16 protein-coding genes and 1 riboswitch are annotated in these 16,155 nt (G+C 72.7%); of the genes, 9 read left to right on the forward strand and 7 right to left on the reverse strand.

The window, feature by feature from the left end:
• Positions 1 to 559 precede the first annotated feature (559 nt).
• Genes ACILQ5_RS19450 through ACILQ5_RS19465 form a run of 4 tightly spaced genes read right to left on the reverse strand, consistent with a single transcriptional unit; the run spans position 560 to position 4,870 of the window.
• Complete coding sequence (locus ACILQ5_RS19450) at positions 560 to 2,311, reverse strand: cytochrome bc complex cytochrome b subunit (protein ID WP_395659679.1); 1,752 nt, start codon at positions 2,309 to 2,311, stop codon at positions 560 to 562.
• A 2-nt stretch (positions 2,312 to 2,313) separates the two neighbouring features.
• On the reverse strand, positions 2,314 to 3,360 hold the full coding sequence (locus tag ACILQ5_RS19455) for a Rieske 2Fe-2S domain-containing protein (protein ID WP_395659728.1): 1,047 nt from the start codon (positions 3,358 to 3,360) through the stop codon (positions 2,314 to 2,316).
• Positions 3,361 to 3,380: 20 nt separating this feature from the next.
• Entirely contained in the window at positions 3,381 to 4,250 is an 870-nt protein-coding gene (locus ACILQ5_RS19460; protein ID WP_395659680.1) for a c-type cytochrome, read from the reverse strand.
• A gap of 41 nt (positions 4,251 to 4,291) precedes the next feature.
• Positions 4,292 to 4,870: a heme-copper oxidase subunit III gene (locus ACILQ5_RS19465; protein ID WP_395659681.1), complete on the reverse strand. Its 579-nt coding sequence runs from the start codon at positions 4,868 to 4,870 to the stop codon at positions 4,292 to 4,294.
• Positions 4,871 to 5,004: 134 nt separating this feature from the next.
• Between ACILQ5_RS19465 and ACILQ5_RS19470 the strand changes: the two genes are divergently transcribed.
• From ACILQ5_RS19470 to trpD, 3 genes are read left to right on the forward strand one after another with little or no spacing between them, the layout of a single operon-like run.
• On the forward strand, positions 5,005 to 5,958 hold the full coding sequence (locus ACILQ5_RS19470; RefSeq protein ID WP_395659682.1) for a cytochrome c oxidase assembly protein: 954 nt from the start codon (positions 5,005 to 5,007) through the stop codon (positions 5,956 to 5,958).
• Between the two features lie 10 nt (positions 5,959 to 5,968).
• Positions 5,969 to 6,400: a hypothetical protein gene (locus tag ACILQ5_RS19475; protein WP_395659683.1), complete on the forward strand. Its 432-nt coding sequence runs from the start codon at positions 5,969 to 5,971 to the stop codon at positions 6,398 to 6,400.
• 7 nt (positions 6,401 to 6,407) lie between these two features.
• Positions 6,408 to 7,430 (forward strand): anthranilate phosphoribosyltransferase, encoded by a 1,023-nt coding sequence (gene trpD / locus ACILQ5_RS19480; RefSeq protein WP_395659684.1) that lies wholly within the window; start codon positions 6,408 to 6,410, stop codon positions 7,428 to 7,430.
• A gap of 12 nt (positions 7,431 to 7,442) precedes the next feature.
• On the opposite strand, the gene ACILQ5_RS19485 is transcribed toward trpD, so the two are convergent.
• The 3 genes from ACILQ5_RS19485 to ACILQ5_RS19495 are packed head-to-tail and all read right to left on the reverse strand — an operon-like array spanning position 7,443 to position 10,176.
• Positions 7,443 to 8,066: a hypothetical protein gene (locus tag ACILQ5_RS19485; RefSeq protein ID WP_395659685.1), complete on the reverse strand. Its 624-nt coding sequence runs from the start codon at positions 8,064 to 8,066 to the stop codon at positions 7,443 to 7,445.
• 9 nt (positions 8,067 to 8,075) lie between these two features.
• Positions 8,076 to 8,354 (reverse strand): Lrp/AsnC family transcriptional regulator, encoded by a 279-nt coding sequence (locus ACILQ5_RS19490; RefSeq protein ID WP_395659686.1) that lies wholly within the window; start codon positions 8,352 to 8,354, stop codon positions 8,076 to 8,078.
• A gap of 10 nt (positions 8,355 to 8,364) precedes the next feature.
• Positions 8,365 to 10,176 carry a DEDD exonuclease domain-containing protein gene (locus ACILQ5_RS19495; protein ID WP_395659687.1) on the reverse strand — a complete coding sequence of 604 codons (1,812 nt, stop codon included), beginning with the start codon at positions 10,174 to 10,176 and terminating at the stop codon, positions 8,365 to 8,367.
• Positions 10,177 to 10,260: 84 nt separating this feature from the next.
• Between ACILQ5_RS19495 and ACILQ5_RS19500 the strand changes: the two genes are divergently transcribed.
• The 6 genes from ACILQ5_RS19500 to ACILQ5_RS19525 all read left to right on the forward strand — a co-directional run bounded on the left by ACILQ5_RS19500 (position 10,261) and on the right by ACILQ5_RS19525 (position 16,123).
• On the forward strand, positions 10,261 to 11,538 hold the full coding sequence (locus tag ACILQ5_RS19500) for an NYN domain-containing protein (RefSeq protein WP_395659688.1): 1,278 nt from the start codon (positions 10,261 to 10,263) through the stop codon (positions 11,536 to 11,538).
• Between the two features lie 84 nt (positions 11,539 to 11,622).
• Positions 11,623 to 12,027, forward strand: coding sequence for a glycosyltransferase (locus tag ACILQ5_RS19505; protein WP_395659689.1), 405 nt, complete (start codon positions 11,623 to 11,625; stop codon positions 12,025 to 12,027).
• Positions 12,024 to 12,230 (forward strand): hypothetical protein, encoded by a 207-nt coding sequence (locus ACILQ5_RS19510; RefSeq protein WP_395659690.1) that lies wholly within the window; start codon positions 12,024 to 12,026, stop codon positions 12,228 to 12,230. Before ACILQ5_RS19505 ends, ACILQ5_RS19510 begins: the two co-directional genes overlap by 4 nt.
• Positions 12,231 to 12,405: 175 nt before the next feature.
• Positions 12,406 to 12,576: riboswitch (cyclic di-AMP (ydaO/yuaA leader) on the forward strand.
• The gene (locus ACILQ5_RS19515) at positions 12,568 to 13,572 is read left to right on the forward strand and encodes an NlpC/P60 family protein (RefSeq protein WP_395659691.1); all 1,005 of its coding nucleotides are present in this window, start codon (positions 12,568 to 12,570) and stop codon (positions 13,570 to 13,572) included. It overlaps the preceding riboswitch by 9 nt.
• Positions 13,573 to 13,634: 62 nt before the next feature.
• Entirely contained in the window at positions 13,635 to 14,843 is a 1,209-nt protein-coding gene (locus ACILQ5_RS19520) for a hypothetical protein (protein WP_395659692.1), read from the forward strand.
• Positions 14,840 to 16,123 carry a M48 family metallopeptidase gene (locus ACILQ5_RS19525; RefSeq protein ID WP_395659693.1) on the forward strand — a complete coding sequence of 428 codons (1,284 nt, stop codon included), beginning with the start codon at positions 14,840 to 14,842 and terminating at the stop codon, positions 16,121 to 16,123. Before ACILQ5_RS19520 ends, ACILQ5_RS19525 begins: the two co-directional genes overlap by 4 nt.
• Positions 16,124 to 16,155: the final 32 nt, after the last annotated feature.

The following is a 16,155-nucleotide window of genomic DNA, read 5'->3' on the forward strand; positions in this document are numbered from 1 at the left end:
GCCGCGATCCGCGCCTTCGGCACACCCTCAGCCGCCAGCCTCCTGATCAGCGCCCAGTCCTCCAAAGTGATCACACTCCAATCGTTGAGTGCTCACTTTTCACCGCCGAAACTGTTCAGTTTTCGAGCGCCGCCGACACCCGCTGGAGGAGCGCTGCGGGTGCGCCGGGACGTCATACGGCCTGGCTGCCGGGGCGACCACTCCGTATGACGTCCCCCGACCCGGCGGCGGTCGCGCCGGGAGGTCATACGACCCGGTTGCGGGGGCGACCACCTCGTATGACGTCCCCCGGACCTGGCGGCGGCTGCGCCGGGACGTCATACGGCCTGGCTGCCGGGACGACCACCTCGTATGACGTCCCCGGGACCCGGCTGCGCGGCGGGAGAGCCAGGACGTCATCCGGCCCGGCTGCCGGGGCGACCACCTCGGATGACGTCCCAGCGGGGGCACGGGGCCGGCGGCGGCGACGTCCCGCCCCCGGCACGTCCCGGACGCACGAAGGCCGCCCGACTCCCGGGGGAGTGGGGCGGCCTTCGTGCGTCGTACGACGTGGCGCCGGTCAGTGCGAGCGCAGGTGCTCGTCCTCGACCAGGTGGTGGCCGTCGAACTGGTGGCCGTCGGCGGCGTGGCCGTCGAGCGACGCCTGGAGCTCGTGCTCCTCGTCGGCGTGGTGGTGGCCGGCCTCGAGCTCCTCGCGGGTCGGCTTCTGGACGTTGTCGCTCCACCAGACCGTCCGGAGCCGGTTGCGCAGGCCCGAGAGGCGGCCCCGGTGGGGTGCTGCCACGCCGTTGGCGTCGACCTCCGGCGTGACCTCGCCGTCGACGACCGGGTCGCGGTCGCGGGCGGTGAGGACGTAGCTCCGGGAGTCCGGCAGCGGCAGGTGCCGCTCGGTGTAGCCGCCCTCGGCGGAGCGCATGATGATGCCGGTCTCGTAGCCGTGCAGGAGCGTCTCGTTGTCCTTACGCTGCAGCGAGATGCACCAGCGACGGGCGATGATGAAGGCGATCACCGGTCCGACGATCACCGCGGCCCGCATGAAGTACGTGATCTGGTTGATCGACGCGTGCAGCTTGATCGCGATGATGTCGTTGCCGCCGGCCGCCCAGAAGAGGCCGTACATCGTCATCAGCGCCACCATCAGCGCGGTGCGGGTCGGGTGGTTGCGCGGCCGGTAGAGCAGGTGGTGGTCGCGCTTGTCACCGGTGATCCAGGCGTCGATGAACGGCAGCAGCAGCAGCACCGTGAACGCCAGCATCGGGAGGACCAGGATCGGCAGCATGACGTTCCAGGAGATCGTCACGCCCCAGATGTGGGTCTCGATGCCGGGCATGATGCGCAGCGCGCCGTCTGGCCAGCCCATGTACCAGTCGGGCTGGGAGCCGGCGGTCACCTTCGACGGATCGTAGGGTCCGTACTTCCACACCGGGTTGATCGAGAGCAACGCCCCCATCAGCGCGGTCACGCCGAACACGATGAAGAAGAAGCCACCGGCCTTGGCGGCGTACACCGGGAGCATCGGGAAGCCCACGACGTTCTTCTCGGTGCGGCCGGGACCGGGCCACTGGGTGTGCTTGTGGTAGACGAGCAGCAGCATGTGGGCGCCGATCAGCGCCAGCAGCAGGCCCGGGATCAGGAGCACGTGGACGGTGTAGAGCCGCGGGATGATCGACTCACCCGGGAACTCGCCGCCGAAGAGGAAGAACGACATGTAGGTGCCCACGACGGGGGTGGCCTTGATGAAGCCGTCCGCGGCGCGGATGCCGGTGCCGGAGAGCAGGTCGTCGGGCAGCGAGTAGCCGGTGAAGCCCTCGAGGGTGCCGAGCAGGAGCAGCAGGCAGCCGATGACCCAGTTGAGCTCACGCGGCTTGCGGAACGCGCCGGTGAACCAGACGCGGAGCAGGTGCACCATCATCGACGCGACGAACAGCATCGCGGCCCAGTGGTGCATCTGGCGCATCAGCAGTCCGCCACGCACGTCGAACGAGATCCGCAGCGTCGACGCGTACGCCTCCGACATCTGGATGCCGCGCAGCTGCTCGTAGGTGCCGTCGTACGTCGTCTCGCCCATGCTCGGCGTGAACCAGAGCGTGAGGAAGACGCCGGTGAGGAGCAGGACGACGAAGCTCCACAGGGCGATCTCGCCGAGCATGAAGGACCAGTGGTCCGGGAAGACCTTGCGCAGGTTCTTCTTCATGGCGGTCGCGAGCCCGAGGCGCTCGTCGGCCCAGGTCGCGAGCGCTCCGACGCGGCCGGGCTTCTCGGCGACGGCCGGCTCGGTGCCGTTCGTGTCGGCGACCTTGGTGGTGTCCATGTTCAGCCACGCTCCCAGAAGCTCGGTCCGACGGGTTCGTCGAAGTCCCCTTGTGCCACAAGGTACCCCTCGGAGTCGACAGCAAGCGGCAGCTGCGGGAGCGGCCGGGCGGCCGGCCCGAAGACGACCTTGCCGGCGTCGGCCAGGTCGAAGGTCGACTGGTGGCACGGGCAGAGGAGGTGATGGGTGGTGCGCTCGTAGAGCGAGATCGGGCAGCCCACGTGGGTGCAGATCTTGGAGTAGCAGGTGATGCCGTCGACGTTCCAGTTCTCGCGCCCGGGCGCAGGGGTGATCTCGTCGGGCTCCATGCGTACGACGACGACGGCCGCCTTGGACTTCGCGATCTGGAGGACGACGCCCTCGAGCGGCTCGCCGTCGGGTCCGCCGTTGTAGAGGGACTCCGGCTCGGCGTTGACGAGGTCGCCGATCTGGAGGTCACCGGCTCGGATCGGGGTGCCGACCACGTCGCGGACGACGCGGGTGCCCTCCTCCCAGATGGTGTTCTCGATGCCGGCGCCGGGGTAGTCCTGGGCGTCGGCGACCTGGTTCGGCGTGGGGCCGAGGTCGCGCAGCAGCACGATCGCCGGGAGGCCCAGCAGGCCGACGGCGCCGAGGAGCGAGTTGCGGACCAGCGGCCGGCGGCCGATGCCGGACTCCTCGAGCCCGGCGTTCAGCGCGGCGATCGTGGCCTCCCGGTCGTCCTGGGAGGAGGCGGCCGGGTGGCGCATCTCGACGATCTCGTGGTCGGCCATCAGCTTGCGTGCCCACTGGATGGTGCCGATGCCGATGAACAGCAGCGCACCGGCCAGCGTGAGGCCGAGGGCGAGGTTCTGGGCGCCGAACCCGGCGAAGGTGTCCTCCTTGCCGACCGTGAAGTATGCGACGAGCAAGAGGATCGTGCACACGGCCGAGAGGCCGAACATGGTCGCGACCTGGCGCTCCGCGCGCTTCTCGAGCTTGGGGTCGACGTCGGTCGGCCGCCACTCGTGCGCGGGCAGGCCGGGGTTGGCGTAGAGGTCGTCGGTGACCGCCTCGTCGGGCAGGTTCATGAGCTCGTGGCCGTCGTCGCTCACGCGTCCACCTTCTTCTTGTTCGTGCGGGTGGTGTGGGCGGCGATCCAGACCGCGGCGCCGACGAGCCCGCCGATGCCGAGGACCCAGGCCGCGAGCCCCTCGGGCACCGGACCGAGGCCGCCGAGGGCGAAGCCGCCGTAGTTCGGGGAGTCCTCGAGCGAGCCGAGGTACGCGATCACGTCGCGCTTCTCCTCCGGCGACAGGTCGCCGTTGCCGAAGCTCGGCATGTTCTGGGGGCCGGTCAGGAGGGCCTCGTAGATGTACTTGGGCTCCACCCCCCGGATCTTCGGCGCGTACCCGCCGCGCGGCATCGCGCCGCCGGACCCCTCGAAGTTGTGGCACGCGGTGCAGTTGGTGAGGAAGATCTGACCGCCGCGGGTGATCGCGGCCTGGCGCTCCTCGTCGGACATCCCCTCGAGGCTGTAGTCGCTCTCGTCGGGGATCGCGGGACCGGGGCCGAGCGAGGCGACGTAGGCGCCCAGCGCGGCGATCTCCTCGTCGGTGAACGTCGGGGTCTTCTGCGGGGCCTGGGCGCCCGGCTGGGCCATCGGCATCCGGCCGGTCCCGACCTGGAAGTCGACGGCGGCAGCGCCCACGCCGACCAGCGAGGGGCCGAGCTGGTTGCCGTTCTCGGTGCGGACACCCTCGCCGTTCTGGCCGTGGCAGAACGAGCAGCTCACGAGGAACAGCTCGCGGCCCTGCGCGATCTGCTCGTCGCTCGAGATCGTCTCGTCGGCCTGGGCAGGAGCGAAGGCGGCATAGAGGCCACCGGTCAGCAGCAGCCCGAGGAGCAGCACGACCAGGCCCGCGAGGGGGCCCCGGCGGTGTTTCGAGATCTGACCCGCCGAACGGTTCAGGAGTCGCACATTGAGTCCTTCGTTGTCAGGTGCGGCACGGATTGGTCGAGCTACTTGACGAGGTAGATGGTCGCGAACAGGCCGATCCACACCACGTCGACGAAGTGCCAGTAGTAGGAGACGACGATCGCGCTGACCGCCTGCTCGTGGGTGAACTTCCGCGCGACCAGCGTGCGGCCGAGGACGAACAGGAAGGCGACGAGACCGCCCGTCACGTGCAGCGCGTGGAAGCCGGTGGTGAGGTAGAACATCGAGCCGTAGGCCGAGTCCTGGATCGTGATGCCCTCGCGGACCAGCTCGGTGTACTCCGTGGCCTGGCCGGCGACGAAGACCGCGCCCATGCAGTAGGTGAGGACGAACCACTCGCGCAGGCCCCACCCGCGGACGTTGAAGACCGAGCCGGTGCGCCCGACCTGGCCGCGCTCCGCGGCGAAGACGCCGAGCTGGCAGGTCAGCGACGAGAGCACCAGGATCGTGGTGTTGATCGAGGCGAAGACGACGTTCAGCTTCTCGGTGTTGACGGCCCAGAGGTCGGGGCTGACCGAGCGGATCGTGAAGTACGACGCGAACAGGGCCGCGAAGAACATCAGCTCACTGGAGAGCCAGATGATGGTTCCGACGCTGACCATGCTCGGTCGGTCGCTGTGCCCGTGCAGACGGGAGGCCGGAATCGCGGTTGCAGTCGCCACGCGAGCATTATGTCGTGAGCCGCGGGGGAGGGCACCCCGCCCCCCCGAGTTTTGCGGGACTTAGAGTTCAGGACGTGCTCGACCCCCTGTCCGGACCCCTGCTCGGCGCGACCGCCGACCTCCCGAGGTTCACCCTGGGCACCGTCGTGACCGGCTGGTCGCTCGAGCCGGTGCCGTTCGTGCTGACGGTCTGGACCGCCGGGCTCTACCTGTATGGCGTGGGGGTGCTGCGCCGTCGCGGGGACTCCTGGCCGGTCGGCCGGACCGTGGCCTTCGTGGTGGTCGGCATGGGGCTGTTCTACGTGGCCACGGCGTCGGGGATCGGCGCCTACGACACGACGCTGCTGAGCGTCCACATGGTCCAGCACATGATCCTGTCGATGCTGGTCCCGATGGCCCTGGCCCTCGGTGCGCCCGTCACCCTCGCGCTGCGCACGCTCCGCCCCCGGCCGCGTCGCTGGCTGCTCGCGGTGCTGCACTCCCGCGCGGCGAAGGTGCTCTCCTTCCCACCCCTGACGTTCCTGCTCTACGTCACCTCGCCGTGGACGCTCTACTACACGGGGTGGTACCCGGCGACCCTGCACTCGACGTACCTCCACGAGACGCTCCACCTGCACCTGGTGCTGGTCGGCTGCCTCTTCTTCTGGCCGATCATCGGTGTGGACCCCGTGCCCGGGAAGGTCGCCTACCCGTTCCGGATGCTGCTGGTGGTCCTCACGCTGCCGTTCCACGCGTTCCTCGGGGTCACGATGATGGGTCAGGAGGAGCTGCTCGGCGGCTCCTACTACCCCGACCTCCACGCGGGTCCGATGGGCTCCTGGCTGCCCGACCCCCAGGCCGACCAGCACCTGGCGGGCGGGCTCCTGTGGGGGTCGGGCGACCTCGTGGCGCTCGCCCTCTTCGCCGTCCTGTTCGTCCAGTGGGTGCGCTCCTCGATGGCCGAGGCGCGCCGGGAGGACCGCCGCCTCGACCTGCTCGAGGCCCGGCAACGGGTGGCTTCCGGACCGGTCGCCGGTGGCGGCGAGTAGAGTCCGGGCCGTGAGCGATGCGACCACCTCATCGTCGGCGAGGACCGCGCCCCTGCGGGTGCTGGTCTACAGCGACGACGTGACCACCCGTCAGCAGGTCATCCTGGCGCTCGGCCGCCGGCCGCACCCGGACCTGCCCGAGCTCGAGTACGTCGAGGTCGCCACCGAGCCGGTCGTGATCCAGAACATGGACGCCGGCACCATCGACCTCGCGATCCTCGACGGCGAGGCCGTCCCCGCGGGCGGGATGGGCATCGCCAAGCAGCTCAAGGACGAGATCTTCCAGTGCCCGCCGGTCGTGGTCCTCACCGGGCGCCCGCAGGACGCCTGGCTGGCGACCTGGTCGCGCGCCGAGGCCGCCGTCCCGCACCCGCTGGACCCGATCCAGCTCGCCGAGACCGTCGTCTCGCTGCTGAGGTCGCGCGTTCCGGCGACCACGTGACCCCTCGATGACGACCTGGCCCGAGGTCCTCGGCACGCTGGTCGCCGGGTCGGACCTCAGCGCCGAGCAGACCGCGTGGGCGATGGGCGAGATCCTCGCCGGCGAGGCGACGTCGGCCCAGGTCGCCGGCTTCGCGGTCGCGCTGCGCGCCAAGGGGGAGACGATCGAGGAGGTCACCGGCCTGGTGACCTCGATGTACGCCGTGGCCACGCCGCTCTCGGTCCCGGGTCGGGTCCTCGACGTGGTCGGCACCGGCGGGGACCGGTCGATGTCGGTCAACATCTCCACGATGGCCGCGATCGTCGCGGCGGGCGCGGGCGCGCGCGTCGTGAAGCACGGCAACCGGTCGGCCTCCTCGCAGTCCGGGTCGGCCGACGTGCTCGAGGCCCTCGGCATCCGGCTGGACCTGCCGCCCGACCGGGTCGCGGCGGTGGCCGAGGAGGCCGGCATCACGTTCTGCTTCGCGGCGGCCTTCCACCCGGCGATGCGGCACGCCGCGGTACCCCGGCGTGAGCTGGGGATCGGCACCACCTTCAACCTGCTGGGGCCGCTGACGAACCCGGCCCACGCCGGTGCCCAGGCGATCGGGTGCGCCGACCGCCGGGCCGCTCCCGTGATGGCCGGCGTGTTCGCCGCCCGTGGCGTGGACGCCTGGGTGTTCCGCGGCGACGACGGCCTCGACGAGCTGACCACCACCACGACCTCGCGGTTGTGGCGGGTGCACGACGGTGAGGTCGAGGAGAGCACCCTCGACCCGGCCGACCTGGACGTGCCCCGCGGCACCACCGAGGGGCTGCGGGGCGGCGACGCCGCCCACAACGCCGAGGTCGTGCGCCGGCTGCTGGACGGCGAGCCCGGGCCGGTCCGCGACGCCGTCCTCCTCAACGCCGGTGCCGCGCTCGCCGTGCACGCCGACCCGGGCGCGGACGCGCTGACCGCCCTCGCCGAGGGACTGCGGCGGGCCGAGGAGTCGGTCGACACCGGCGCCGCGAAGGCCACCCTCGACCGCTGGGCGGCCGCCACCGCCTGAGCCGGCTGGTCCTCAGAGGTCCAGGACGTACGCCGGCCCGTCGGCGCGGAAGCCGACCTTGTCGTAGTAGGGGCCGACCATCCGGGGCGACGTCGCGACCCGGCGGAAGCCGAGGCCGTTGAGCAGCCCGCTGCGCCGCCAGACGAACTCGCCGGGGGTGAAGTCGCGGAAGCGCGGGGTGACGTAGTCGAGCACCACCCGGGCGACCTCACCCTCGCGGCGCAGCAGCACCACGCCGACGGTCTCGTCGCCGAGCACGACGAGGAACGCGAGGTCCGCCGCGGCGTCGGTGTCCGGGCCGGACGGCACGGCGAAGTCCGGCTGGTAGCGGGCGATGTCGTCGGCGTGGTTGCGCAGCAGGTGGCGGAGGTAGTCGTCGCCGACCCCGACCCGCAGCACCTGGTAGGCGTCGGGGTCGTGCCGCTCGCGGAGCAGCTTGGCGATGAACCAGAGGTTGATCGAGGTCAGCACGATGTTCATCGCGACCATCGGCCACACCGCGATCATCGCGTTGAAGAAGGTCAGCACCACGGAGGCGATGGTGTTGAGCACGCGGAAGCGCAGCACCCGCGCCTGGAGCAGCGAGAAGACGAGCAGTGCGCTCCCGGCCCACCCGACGGCGTCGAGCCAGGACATCGGCGCGGCCTACTCGAGGCCGAGCGAGAACGCCGACTCGAGGTCGTGGCGCGAGTAGGCCCGGAACGCGATGTGGGTCTCGGTGGCGGTCACGCCGGGGACCTTGTTGAGGCGGTCGGCGACCACCGAGGCGACGTCGTCGTGGTTGCGGACGCGGACCAGCGCGATCAGGTCGATCTGGCCGGTCACCGAGTAGACCTCGCTCACCCCGTCCAGCGCGGCGATCGCCTCGGCGACCTCGGGGATGCTGGCGACGTCGGCCTTGACGAAGACGATGGCGGTGATCACGGCCCCGACACTATCGGGCCGGCTGGTGCACGGTGGTGAGCCCGCGGCGGTCGGCGAAGGGCACCAGCGAGAGCCGTGACTGGTGGACGGCGTCGTGGACCTCGAGGTGGCGGGTGGCCCCGGCGACCGGGCAGGTCCACTCGCCGTCGACGTCGACCAGCCGGGTGCCGGGGGACTCCAGCCAGCGCAGGATCTTCTCCGTCTCCTCCGCGGTGGCCGCCGGCGTCGGCCCGGGCGCGGGGGAGACCGTCTCGGCCGACAGGCGCAGCGTGGCGACGTAGGTGTGGGCGTCGGCGCCGGCCGGGATCACCCCGGCGGCGGCCAGCCGGCCGTGCCGCACCACGTGGACCTCCCACCGGCCGACCCGTCCGGTCGGATCGGTCTCGCGGCGGGCGGCGACGACCTCGGGGCACCGGGTGAGCGCGGAGAGCCGCTGGGTGCGGGCGGCGGCGCGGACGAACGCTGCGAGCCGGTCGCGGTGCACGCCCGCCTCCTCGAACCGCTCGTCGGCGGCGAGCGCCGCCATCCGGCCGTTGATCGCCTCGACCACGTCGTCGGGCCGGCGCAGCAGCGAGTCGCGCAGCTGGCGGACCACCGCGGCGTACGTCGTGTCGTCGACGCTGCCGTTGCAGGGGGACAGGCAGCGGCCCATCTCGGCGAGCACGCAGGGGGAGCGGGACGGGTCGCGCGGCAGCCGCTCGGAGCACTGCCGCACCGGGAAGGTGTCGTGCAGGGCGGCCAGGCACTTCTCGGCGGTCTTCCGGGACGAGAACGGCCCGAGGTAGTCGGCGTCGTCGTCGAGCACCCGGCGCACCAGCGAGAGGCGCGGCCACGGCTCGCGGGTCAGCTTGACGAAGTGCACCTTCTCCGGGAACCGCGAGCGCCGGTTGTAGCGCGGCTTGTGCTCGGCGATCAGCCGCAGCTCGCGCACCTCCGCCTCCAGCGCGGTCGCGCACTCGATGCCGTCGACGCACGTGGCGATGCCGACCATCTCGCCCATCCGGGAGCGGGTCTCGGAGGCGGTGAAGTAGGAGCGGACCCGGGTCCGGAGGTCGCGCGAGGTCCCGACGTAGAGGACGCGCTCCCGGTCGTCGCGGAACAGGTAGACGCCGGGGGCGTGCGGGAGGCCCTCGGCCAGGTGCCGCTTGCGCCGCTGCGCCGCGCTGACCCGGGAGGAGAACGTCTGCAGCTCCTCGAGGGTGTGCACGCCCAGCCCGCCGAGGCGCTCCATCAGGCCGTGCAGGACGTGCACGGTCGCGCGGGCGTCCTCGAGCGCGCGGTGGTTGGGGGTGACCGGGGAGCCGAAGGCCTTCGCCAGCGAGGACAGCTTGCAGTTGGGGGCGTCGTCGCGGGTCACGACCCGGCGCGCGAGCCGGGCGGTGTCGAGCACCTCGAAGCGCGGCCACGGCCGGCCCTGCTGCTCGGAGAAGTGCCGGAGGAACCCGACGTCGAACGGCGCGTTGTGCGCCACCAGGACGGCCCCGGTCGCGAACTCGAGAAACGCCGGGAGCGCCGCCTCGATCGGCGGTGCGTCGGCCACCATCGAGTTGGTGATCCCGGTCAGGACCGCGATGAACGCCGGGATCTCGGTGTGCGGGTTGACCAGGGTCTGGAACTCGCCGAGCACCTCGCCGCCCCGCACCTTCACCGCGCCGATCTCGGTGATCCCGGCGCCGCCGTCGGGCGAGCCGCCCGTCGTCTCCAGGTCGACGACGCAGAAGGTGAGGTCGCGCAGCGGCCGCCCGAGCTCGTCGAAACTGCGTTGCGACTCCCACCGCGAGCCCGCACGCTGGTCGGCGCTGCTCCTCGCGGTGGTGCTCATGCCGTCGACGCTAGGTGCGGCCACCGACAATCCTGGGCGCGACGCGCGGACTAGGCTGAGGAGCACCACCGGAGAGGAGCGCCGATGACCGCATCGACCGGCAGCGTCCCTCCTCTCGCCGACCTCCCCGAGCCCGTGCGGAGCAAGGTGGTCTCCCTCACCGCCGACGTGCTGCCCGACGTGCCCCGGCTCCCGGCGCCGGTCCGCCGGGTGGCCGGCTTCGCGCCGGCCCGGCGCGCCCGCCTCGGTGCCAGCGCCATCACGGACGCCCTGGCCGACGACGACTTCCGGCAGCGGGTCGGGACCCAGGTCGCGGCCCGGCCCGGGGTGGGCGAGAGCGACCCCGCGACCGCCGCAGCGCTCGGCTGGCTGGCCCGGCCCGAGGGCTGGGAGGAGGGGTTCGCCGACGCCGTGCGCCGGGTGGCGGAGCGGCCGGCCCGCACCGACGACCGGTCGGCGCGGGAGGTCGAGCGGCTGCGGGCCCGGCTGGCCGAGGCCGAGCTGGCCGTCCGCGACCAGCGGGCGGCGCAGCGGGCGCAGGTCGAGGAGCTCAAGGCCGAGAACAGCACGCTGCGTCGTCGGCTCGGTGACACCCGGGTCGCCGAGAAGGAGACGCGGGCCGCCGCCGAGCAGGCGCTGGCCGAGCGCGCCGCCGCGGAGGCGGCGGCCGAGGAGCAGCGGGCGGCCCTGGAGCGGGAGAACCGGCGGCTGCGGAGCCAGGTCGAGCGGCTGGAGGGCGAGGCCGGCCGGGCCCGCCGCGAGGCGCGCTCGGACCGCGACGAGGTGACCCTGCGGGCCCGGGTGCTCCTGGAGACGGTGATCGACGCCGCGGCGGGGCTGCGCCGCGAGCTCGCGCTGCCCGCGGTGAGCGGCTCGCCCGCGGACCGGCTCGAGGAGGAGCTCGGTGCGTCGGCGACGACGTCGACCGGTCCGTCCGCGGCGACGGCCACGAGCCCGGCCGTCCTGGAGCAGCTGCTCGCCATGCCCCGTGCCCGCCTGCTGGTGGACGGCTACAACGTCACCAAGAGCGCCTGGCCGGCGTCCGCGCTCGACGCCCAGCGGACCCGCCTCGTGATCGCCCTGGCCCCGCTGGTCGCCCGGACGAACGCCGAGACGACCGTCGTCTTCGACGCCGCGGAGACCGACCACCGCCCGCCCGTGAACGCCCCGCGAGGGGTGCGGGTGCTGTTCAGCCCGCGCGGCGTGATCGCCGACGACGTGCTGCGCGACCTGGTGGCCGCCGAGCCGGCGGGGCGCGTCGTCGTCGTGGTCACGGCGGACCAGGCGGTCGCCCGCGACGTGACCCGCGACGGCGCCCGGGTGGTCGCGCCCGACGTCCTCCTCGACCTGCTCTCGCGGTAGCCGCGCCCCAGGGGCCATGCCCCGGCCGCCGGGCCGACGGGACGGGGCCACCAGGCGTTCACCGGCCCCGGCCAGGCTGTCGCCATGGTCTGGGTGGTGATCGCGGCGGCCGACGAGGCCGACCGGCTGCGGGTGCTGCTGCCTCGCGTCGTGTCCGAGGTGGAGGCCGGCGACCCCGAGGGCCGGGTCCTCGTCGTGGACGACGGCTCCGTCGACGACACGGTCGCGCTGGTCGTGCGGCTGATGGTCGACCGGGAGGTCCTCGAGCTCGAGCCGCTGCGGCACCGCTCGGGCCGGGCCACGGCCCTCCGGCGGGGGGTGCGGCGCGCGCTGGAGGACGGCGCGGACGTCGTGGTGACGATGGACGCCGACGGACGGGTCGTCCCGGTCGGGCCCCGTCCGCTCCGGCCCGCGGCCGCCGGCGACACGCCGGGACGTCGCGGTCACCGGTCCGACTGTCGGTGGTGCCTGGGAGCGTCCCTGGCATGACGACGAGAATCGACTGCGACACCTGCAGCGTGCGGGGTCTGCACTGCCACGACTGCGTGGTGACCGTGCTGCTCGGGCCCCCGCCCGAGCTCAGCCTCGACGACGACGGCGCCCGCGCGCTCGACGTCCTCGCCGCCGGTGGCCTGGTGCCCCCGCTGCGGCTGGTCCAGCCGGTGGACGGCCCCCACGTGGAGTCCGCCTGACCACCTCCGGGCCCGTCGGCCCGGTGGCGGATGTGACCTGTGTGACAGCGAACGTAAAATCGAGCGGCGCTCGCTGAGAATCTGGTCACGACACCGGGCGAAAGTTTGGCGGTGGTGCGACGGCGCCGTTAACGTGTGCCACTCAGGTGGCCGGACGTGGATCACACGGATCGACGCGGTCACCGCGCTGAATCCCGAGCCGGCTCGCCGGCCCGGGAGCCGGGGAACCAACCGGTGCTCGCGCGTGCGCGATCACCATGGGGTGAATCCTCCACCGCGGTGGAGGTAGGGCAAACGTTGTGCCCGAATCCGTCAGCTCACCCGGTAGGCGTACGACGTGCAAGGAGAGCGCCACCTCGTGCTGAAGGGCCGGAAGCGACTCGTCACCCTCCTGTCCGGCACCGCTGTCATCGCCGCCGTGGGCTTCATGCCCTCGACGCCGGCGAACGCGGAGCCCGACATCAAGACCGTCCAGGCTCGGGTCGACCGTCTGTACCAGGAGGCCGAGCAGGCCTCCGAGCGGTACAACGACGCGCGACTCGAGCTCGCCTCGCTCAAGCGCGACCTCGGCCTGCTCAAGGCCGACCAGGGTCGTCAGGACCACCGGCTCGAGGCCGTGCGCCAGCAGGTGCAGGACTCGATCATCCGGCAGTACGAGGGCCAGGACCTCACCGCGGTGAGCCGGGTCGTGCTGTCCGACGACCCGCAGAGCTTCCTCTCGCAGCTGTCCACCATGTCGTCGTACAACGACATGCAGGACCAGCTCTTCGACGACTACGCCACCGAGCTGAAGTCGCTCGACATCCGCAGCGACGCGACCGCGAAGCGGGCCGCCCAGGTCGCCGAGCTCGAGAAGGAGCTCGGCGCCGAGAAGGCGACCATCGACAAGAAGCTGAGCGAGGCCAAGACCCTGCTCGGCGAGCTCGAGGCCGACCAGCGCCAGGAGATGCTCTCGCGCGGCACGGTCCGGACCCCGGTCAACGTCCCGGCCTCCGGCCGGGCCGCGGCGGCGGTCGCCTACGCCATGGCGCAGGTCGGCAAGTCCTACGTGTACGGCGCCGCCGGCCCGAACGCCTTCGACTGCTCCGGCCTCACCATGATGGCGTGGGCGCAGGCCGGCGTCGCGCTGCCGCACTCCTCGAGCGCGCAGTACTCCTCGGGCCCGCACATCGCCGAGAGCGACCTGCAGCCCGGCGACCTGGTCTTCTACTACAGCCCGATCAGCCACGTCGGCATGTACATCGGCAACGGCATGATCGTGAACGCCGAGAACCCCAGCTCCGGGATCAAGGTCGCCCCGCTGCACATGATGCCGTACGTCGGCGCGGTGCGGCCCGGCTGACCTGAGGCCGGTACTTGGCCGTACCCGAGGCTCCGCGACGGACCGGTCGCCCGCTGTGGTGGGTGGCCGGTCTTTCGCTGTCCCTGCTCGTGGCGGTCGGCGTCGTCACCTGGCTCGCCGTCCGCGACGACCCCTACGTCGCACCGACCCCACCGGCCGCGACGAGCTCGGGGCCCCGGCCGGCGCTCGCCACGGAGGCGCTGCGCGACCTCGAGCGGGCGGTCCGGACCGGGGACGTCGACGCGGCCCGGGCGCTGGCCCCCGCGGACGACCCGGCGGCGGCCGCGCGGCTCGCGGGCATCGTCGCCAACGCCGAGGCGGCGCACGTCCGCGACTTCTCGCTGCGCTACGTCGACTCCGAGGGTGCGTACGACGACGGCAGCTGGCACGCGACCGCCGACGCGACCTGGCGGTTCGACGGCTTCGACCGGGCCCCGGCGACCGCGGAGGTCCTCCTCGGGCTGCGCGACGACGGGGACCGGGTGGCGATCACCGGCATCGGGGGCGGCGGCCGGGTCTCGCCGTTGTGGCTCTCCGGGCCGCTCCAGGTCCACCGCACGCCGCGGACCCTGGTGCTGGTCGACGGGTCGCCGCAGGAGGGCCGTGAGTACGCCCGTCGCGCGGCGGCCGCGGTGCCGGTGGTGCGCCGGGTGCTCCCGGACTGGCACCAGGGGCTGGTGGTCGAGGTGCCCCGGTCCGTGGACGCGCTCGACCGAGTGTTGGACGCCGACCCCGGCACCTACGACCAGATCGCCGCGGTGACCACGTCGGCCGACGGACAGCTCACGCCGCAGGCGCCGGTCCACGTCTTCGTGAACCCCGACGTCTACGAGTCCCTCGAGCCGACCGGTGCGCAGGTGGTGCTGAGCCACGAGGCCACCCACGTGGCGACCGGTGCCTTCCGCAGCACGATGCCGCTGTGGATCCTCGAGGGCTTCGCTGACTACGTCGCCCTCCGCGACGTGCCGCTGCCGGTGCGGCGGTCGGCGGCCCAGGTCATCGCGGAGGTCCGCCAGGACGGCCCACCGAGCGCCCTGCCCTCCGACGAGGAGTTCGGCACCCGCACGCCCGACCTCGGTGCCACCTACGAGAGCGCCTGGCTGGCCACCCGGCTGCTGGCCGAGGACGCCGGTCAGGACGGGCTGGTCCGCTTCTACCGTGACGTGGACGGCGGGCGGCCGGTCGGCCCGGCGCTGCAGGCCGACGCGGGCGTGACGTTGGCGGCCTTCACGCAGCAGTGGCGGGACCTGCTGCAAGACTTGGCCGGGTGAGCACCCCGGACCGTCGAGTCGCGCTCGCCGTCACGGCGGTCGGCGCCGCGGCGATCGTGGTGCTGGTCGTGCTCCTCGTGCCGTGGGACCCGGTCCCCGGCGGCACCCCGGGGCCGGTCGACCCGTCCTCGGTGTTCACCGCCGACCAGATCGCCCGGGGCGAGGACTACGCGCGCCTGACCCGGATCCTGAGCTGGAGCTCGCTGGTCGTCTCGCTGGTCGTCGCGTGCGTGCTGGGGTTCAGCCGCTGGGGGCGCCGGCTGGTGCTCCGCCTCCCCGGCTGGTGGTGGGTCCGGGTGGTGCTCGCCGTCGCGGTGGTCGAGCTGGTCGGCCGTCTCGCGACCCTGCCGTTCGCCGTGCTGCTGCGCCGGCACGCGCTGGACAACGGCCTCAGCAACCAGGCCTGGTCCGGCTTCGCCCGGGACGTCGCGCTCTCGTGGGCCGTGACCGTCGTGATCACGTCGCTGGTGCTGCTCGTCGTCATCGGGTGCGCCCGCCGGTGGGTCCGGGCCTGGCCGGCGGTCGCCGGCGGCGGGCTCGCCGCGCTCGTGCTCGCGACGTCGTTCGCGTACCCGGTCGTCGTGGAGCCGCTGTTCAACGACTTCACCTCGCTGCCCGACGGCCAGCTGCGCACCGCGGTCTTCGCGCTCGCGGCGGACGAGGACGTCCCGATCGACGACGTGCTGGTGGCGGACGCCTCGCGGCGGACGACGACGCTGAACGCCTACGTGTCGGGCTTCGGTGACACCCGGCGGGTGGTGCTCTACGACAACCTCGTCAACGACGTGCCGCAGGACCAGGCGTTGTCGGTCGTGGCCCACGAGCTCGCCCACGCGAAGCACGACGACGTCCTGGTCGGCTCGCTCGTCGGTGCCGCTGCCGCCGTCCTCGGCGTGGGGCTGCTCGCGCTCGTGGTCGGCGTGGTGGGGGAGCGTCGGGGCGTCCGGATGCGGGACCCGGAGGTGGTCCCGCTCGCCCTGGCACTGATCGCGATCGCCACGCTGCTCACGCTGCCGGTGCAGAACGGGATCAGCCGTCGGATCGAGACCCGGGCCGACGTCGACGCCCTGGTGGCGACCAGCGACCCGGGCGCGTTCGTCGCGGTGCAGCGCGAGCTGGCGCTGCGCTCGCTGGCCGACCCGACGCCGCCGGCCTGGTCGCAGTTCTGGTTCGGCTCGCACCCGATCACCCTGGTGCGGATCGCCATCGCCCAGCAGCTGGGGGAGCAGATGGGGGAGCAGATGGGGGAGCAGGGGCGCGGGGGCGCGTCCTCGCGCTAGGCCGCCCGAGACACATCGAGGGCCGCGGACCT

It is taken from the genome of Nocardioides sp. (assembly GCF_044226305.1).
GTDB lineage: Bacteria > Actinomycetota > Actinomycetes > Propionibacteriales > Nocardioidaceae > Nocardioides.